3 protein-coding genes and 2 pseudogenes are annotated in these 4,451 nt (G+C 43.4%); 3 read left to right on the top strand and 2 right to left on the bottom strand.

What is annotated here, in order from left to right:
- Nucleotides 1-213, top strand: a pseudogene (locus tag VB740_RS17240) (hypothetical protein); the annotation flags it as partial.
- Here the strand turns inward: VB740_RS17240 and VB740_RS17245 are convergent.
- On the bottom strand, nt 208-1,404 hold the full coding sequence (locus VB740_RS17245; protein ID WP_416290037.1) for an ABC exporter membrane fusion protein: 1,197 nt from the start codon (nt 1,402-1,404) through the stop codon (nt 208-210). The pseudogene VB740_RS17240 and the gene VB740_RS17245 overlap by 6 nt on opposite strands.
- A gap of 679 nt (nt 1,405-2,083) precedes the next feature.
- Here VB740_RS17245 and VB740_RS17250 point away from each other — a divergent pair.
- Nucleotides 2,084-2,638 (top strand): TRAP transporter small permease subunit, encoded by a 555-nt coding sequence (locus VB740_RS17250; RefSeq protein ID WP_323201189.1) that lies wholly within the window; start codon nt 2,084-2,086, stop codon nt 2,636-2,638.
- A complete protein-coding gene (locus VB740_RS17255) occupies nt 2,622-3,959 on the top strand; it encodes a TRAP transporter large permease subunit (protein WP_323201190.1) in 1,338 nt (445 codons plus the stop codon). Before VB740_RS17250 ends, VB740_RS17255 begins: the two co-directional genes overlap by 17 nt.
- A 49-nt stretch (nt 3,960-4,008) precedes the next feature.
- Here the strand turns inward: VB740_RS17255 and VB740_RS17260 are convergent.
- Nucleotides 4,009-4,451: pseudogene (locus VB740_RS17260) on the bottom strand (hypothetical protein); the annotation flags it as partial.

A 4,451-nucleotide genomic window follows, 5' to 3' on the forward strand; every position in this document is an offset into this window, starting at 1 on the left:
GCAGGGGAGCAGGGGAGGCAGGGGAGGCAGGGGAGGCAGGGGAGGCAGGGGAGGCAGGGGAGCAGGGGAGCAGGGGAGCAGGGGAGCAGGGGAGCAGGGGAGGCAGGGGAGGCAGGGGAGGCAGGAGAGGCAGGGGGAGAAGAACTATTTATATTATCGTCCAATGCCCCATGCCCCATGCCCAATGCCCAATGCCCAATGCCCAATTCATAATTCAATTACTGCCTTAACTTGCATATTGGTTAAGGTGGCGGCTTTTCGGCTGGAGGCTTCATCTAGTCGAATATGAACTTCCACTACTCTGTTATCAATATTGTTAGCAGGATCTGTGTTAATGACATTCTGCCGCCGCACCTGTAAGCCCTTGCGATCTACGATTCCCTGCAATTCAATCGAGAGGGAATCACCAAATACTTGCGCTTGCTGCCCTAAACGGACTTTGCCGATATCGCTTTCGTAGACTTCGGCTATGACATACATTTGATTGGTTTGTCCGATATCAGCAATGCCATCATCTGATACTAATTCGCCAGGATGGGTATGGATCTCGAATATCTGTCCATTTTGAGGCGATCGCACTTGGGCCTGTTTTAAATTGACTTTTGCCAGATTCATGGCTGCTACGGCCCGATTGACTTCTGCTTGGGCAGCTTTTATATCCACTCCGCGCACTTCGGCGATTTCATTGAGTGTTGCTGTGGCTTGTTTAATCTTTTGCTGGCTAGTTGATTGGATACGATTTAACTGTGCCTGTGCTTCTTGCAGGCTTTTTTGGGCGGTTTCTAAGTTCAAACGCTTGTTATCTCGTTGAGAGGCGGAAATTGCACCCTGTTGATATAGCTTCTCATGGCGTTCGTTTTCTGCTTGGGCGTTACGCACTTCGGCTTGGAAACGCTCAATTGTCGCTGTTTGGGTATTAATATCACCTTGGCGTTCTGCTTCTAAGTTAGCGATCGCAGCTTTTTGGGCGGCAATTTCACCACGTTTTGCACCTGCTTGGGTGCGGTTTAGGTTTGCCTGGGCTACTTGTACTTGTTCCTGCGTCTCTTTTAATTCTGCTTGCAAGCGATCGCGGCTGTTCAAAATCGCAATCACCTGTCCTGCTTTTACCCTATCCCCCTCCTTCACTAACAACTTTTCTACCCGACTTCCTTCCGCAGACACCGCAGCAGAGAGTTTAATTACCTTTCCCTGTGGTTCAATCCGCCCTAAAGCTGTTACCGTTTTTAACTGTGGCAATTGTGTTGCTGGCACTTGTGCCTCTGAATTTGCATAATTTTGCCAGCGTTTTACTATATAAAAACTTATTCCGCCAACCAATAAAGATGCGATTATACCTATAGCAACGGATGGACGCAGAATAGACTTAGGGAACGTTCTGTACCCTAGCTTTGAGTTTCGCACCATAGATTACCTCTTAACTAGTGGCGCAGAAAAAACTAAATAGTTATTGTTAATTTTTCGATTCAGAGTTCATAAAAAAAATCGAAACTGTTAAGAATTTCCCAACCTACTATGATTTAGCTGGATAGGATAACAACAAGTTACTCTCTAGTATTAATAGACTTATGTTCCTGACGAACTACTTTTGTTTTTTAAACTACTCAGGTATAGTAAGCGGTTTCAAAAATGCGGGTTGTAACAGTGCCAACAATTAGAGATAAATTCAGCAAAAAATGTTTTTTTTCATGAAAGCCAAACAAATTATAATTCTTAAAAAATATCTTTGAATCTAATATTTATATAATCTTTAATGATATATTTGCTTCTGAAAAATTATTTTTGAATAGTTGTTTAAAATTAACAATTTATTTGCTACAAATAACTTCAGTAAGCGATCGCTGGTAGAAACATCGTTATTAACTTTAACCTTAACCTTAACTCCTAAAAGATTTAAATCACTTGAAATAAATTACCATTGGCGTTAAATAAGTTACATAGAAACATTTTCTCCTGAAAGGCTCAGATTTCTGACTATCGGGCTGTAAACTACTATTTATGGACTTCTGAGCAAAAAAGCTCTAGCTAACCTTTATGGGTTTGAGAGAAGTCTCTGACATCAATTTGAGAGGCAAAATAAACATTGGAAAAATTATTAAGAATATCAAAAATTATTGATAATTGCACTGAACGGATTGGTCGATTTACCAGTTGGCTGGTGCTAGTAATGATCCTACTTGGTGTATGGAATGTTATCGGCCGATATCTCGGACGAATTAGTGGTAATAATTTCACTTCCAACGCCTACATAGAATCTCAATGGTATATTTTTGATTTAGTTTTCTTATTGGGAGCAGCTTATACTCTCAAGCATAACGAGCACGTCCGTGTTGATATTTTTTACAGTAATTGGCCGCCTCGGCGAAAGGCACTTGCAGACTTACTAGGGACTATATTTTTCCTCATCCCATTCTGCATCATCGTAATCATTTTTTCTTGGGATGCCGTTGTGGCTTCATGGCAAATCAAGGAAGCCTCATCTGATCCTGGTGGGTTGCCTCGTTACCCCATTAAAGCGATGATTATTGTCGGGTTTGTGCTGCTGATTTTTCAGGGAATTTCTCAGGCGATCAAAAACTTGGCAATTCTCCAAAGCAGAATAGAACCTCAGGAGGAAAATCATGACGCTGGCTTATGAATGGTTGGGGCCACTGATGTTTGCTGGTGCTTTGGTGCTGTTGTCGCTGGGATATCCGGTAGCATTTTCATTGGGCGGTGTGGCAATTTTATTTGGAATTCTGGGAATTAGTTTAGGTGTATTTGACCCAGTATTTCTCACTGCCATGCCACAGCGGATTTTTGGCATCATGGCAAACTATACCTTATTAGCTATCCCTTACTTTATCTTTATGGGGGCAATGCTGGAGAAATCTGGGATAGCAGAAAGGCTGTTAGAAACGATGGGGATTTTGTTGGGACGCTTGCGTGGCGGACTGGCTTTAGCTGTGATATTGGTAGGTGCAATGCTTGCAGCTACAACTGGTGTAGTAGCGGCGACAGTGGTAGCGATGGGTTTGATTTCTCTGCCAATCATGCTGCGCTATGGGTACAACAAAGAATTAGCCACTGGTGTCATTGTTGCATCAGGAACCTTGGGGCAAATTATCCCGCCGAGTGTGGTGTTAGTAGTACTAGGCGATCAGTTAGGTGTGTCGGTGGGCGACTTGTTTCTCGGTTCAGTGATTCCCGGTTTGATGATGGCAAGTGCATTTGCCCTACATGTGCTAATTGTGGCATTTTTGAAGCCAGATTTAGCACCAGCGTTGCCTGCTGAGGTGAGAGAAATTGGTGGGAAAGCTTTGGGAAGGCGGGTAATTCAGGTGATGATGCCGCCTTTAATACTGATTTTATTGGTACTGGGAAGTATATTTTTTGGCATTGCTACGCCGACAGAAGCGGGTGCAGTGGGTTGTGGTGGTGCGATCGCACTGGCGGCTGCTAACCGTAAACTTACTTTAGAATCTCTGCGTCAAGTTTGTGATGCCACTTTGCGAATCACTAGCATGGTGGTTTTTATCCTATTTGGTTCCACAGCTTTTAGTTTAGTCTTTCGGGGATTAAATGGCGATCGCTTCATGTTCGATGTTCTCGCCAATCTTCCCGGCGGTAAAATCGGTTTTTTGGTTGTCAGCATGGCGGTGGTATTCATCCTTGGCTTTTTCATCGACTTTTTTGAGATTGCCTTTATTGTCATCCCCCTGTTTGTACCAGTTGCCCAAAACTTAGGTATTGACCTAATTTGGTACGGTGTAATTTTGGGAGCAAATTTGCAAACTTCTTTCCTCACGCCTCCCTTTGGCTTTGCGCTGTTTTACTTGCGCGGTGTCGCACCACCGGAAGTAACTACAAAGGATATCTATCGCGGTGCAATACCATTTATTCTGCTGCAACTTTTGGTACTGGTGTTGATTATTGTTTTTCCGGGAATTGTTAGTTTCTTACCATCTTTGGGAAGCTAGTACCCCAAGGCGGAAGTCAGCCCCTTTGGGGAAGTCAAAAATTTACCAATCATTTAGGACTGCTACTAGATGTAACAAAATTGGCATAACTTAATTCGTTAACGCGATTCCAGTTAAAAATCTGCTGGCGAAAGGCTTTCCACTGTTCGTAGACTTGTTTAAAAGCCGCATCTTTGCTGGCATTTTCTTCAAACAACTCAAAAGAGATTTTTTGGGCTGCTTGCATAATATCCTGACTGTAGGGAACTAGTTTTGTACCACCAGCCAGTAACCGCGTCAGCGCTTGCCCATTCAAGGAATCGTACTGACTAAGCATATTCAAGTTGGCTTCAATAGTGGCTGTCTTCAAAACCTCCCGATATTCTTTGGGTAGCCGATTCCAAGCAGTTAGGTTAACTAATACATCCAAGGTTGGCCCTGGTTCCCACCATCCGGGGTAATAAGCTAATCGGCATTTAAGCTGCATAATATAAATGCAGAGTCGGTTGAAAA

The organism is Nostoc sp. UHCC 0251 (assembly GCF_034932245.1).
Classification (GTDB): Bacteria; Cyanobacteriota; Cyanobacteriia; order Cyanobacteriales; family Nostocaceae; genus Nostoc.

Excerpts from the sequence above, each read along its gene's own strand:
- VB740_RS17255 (WP_323201190.1), top strand. The coding sequence starts at position 2,622 with ATGACGCTGGCTTATGAATGGTTGGGGCCACTGATGTTTGCTGGTGCT.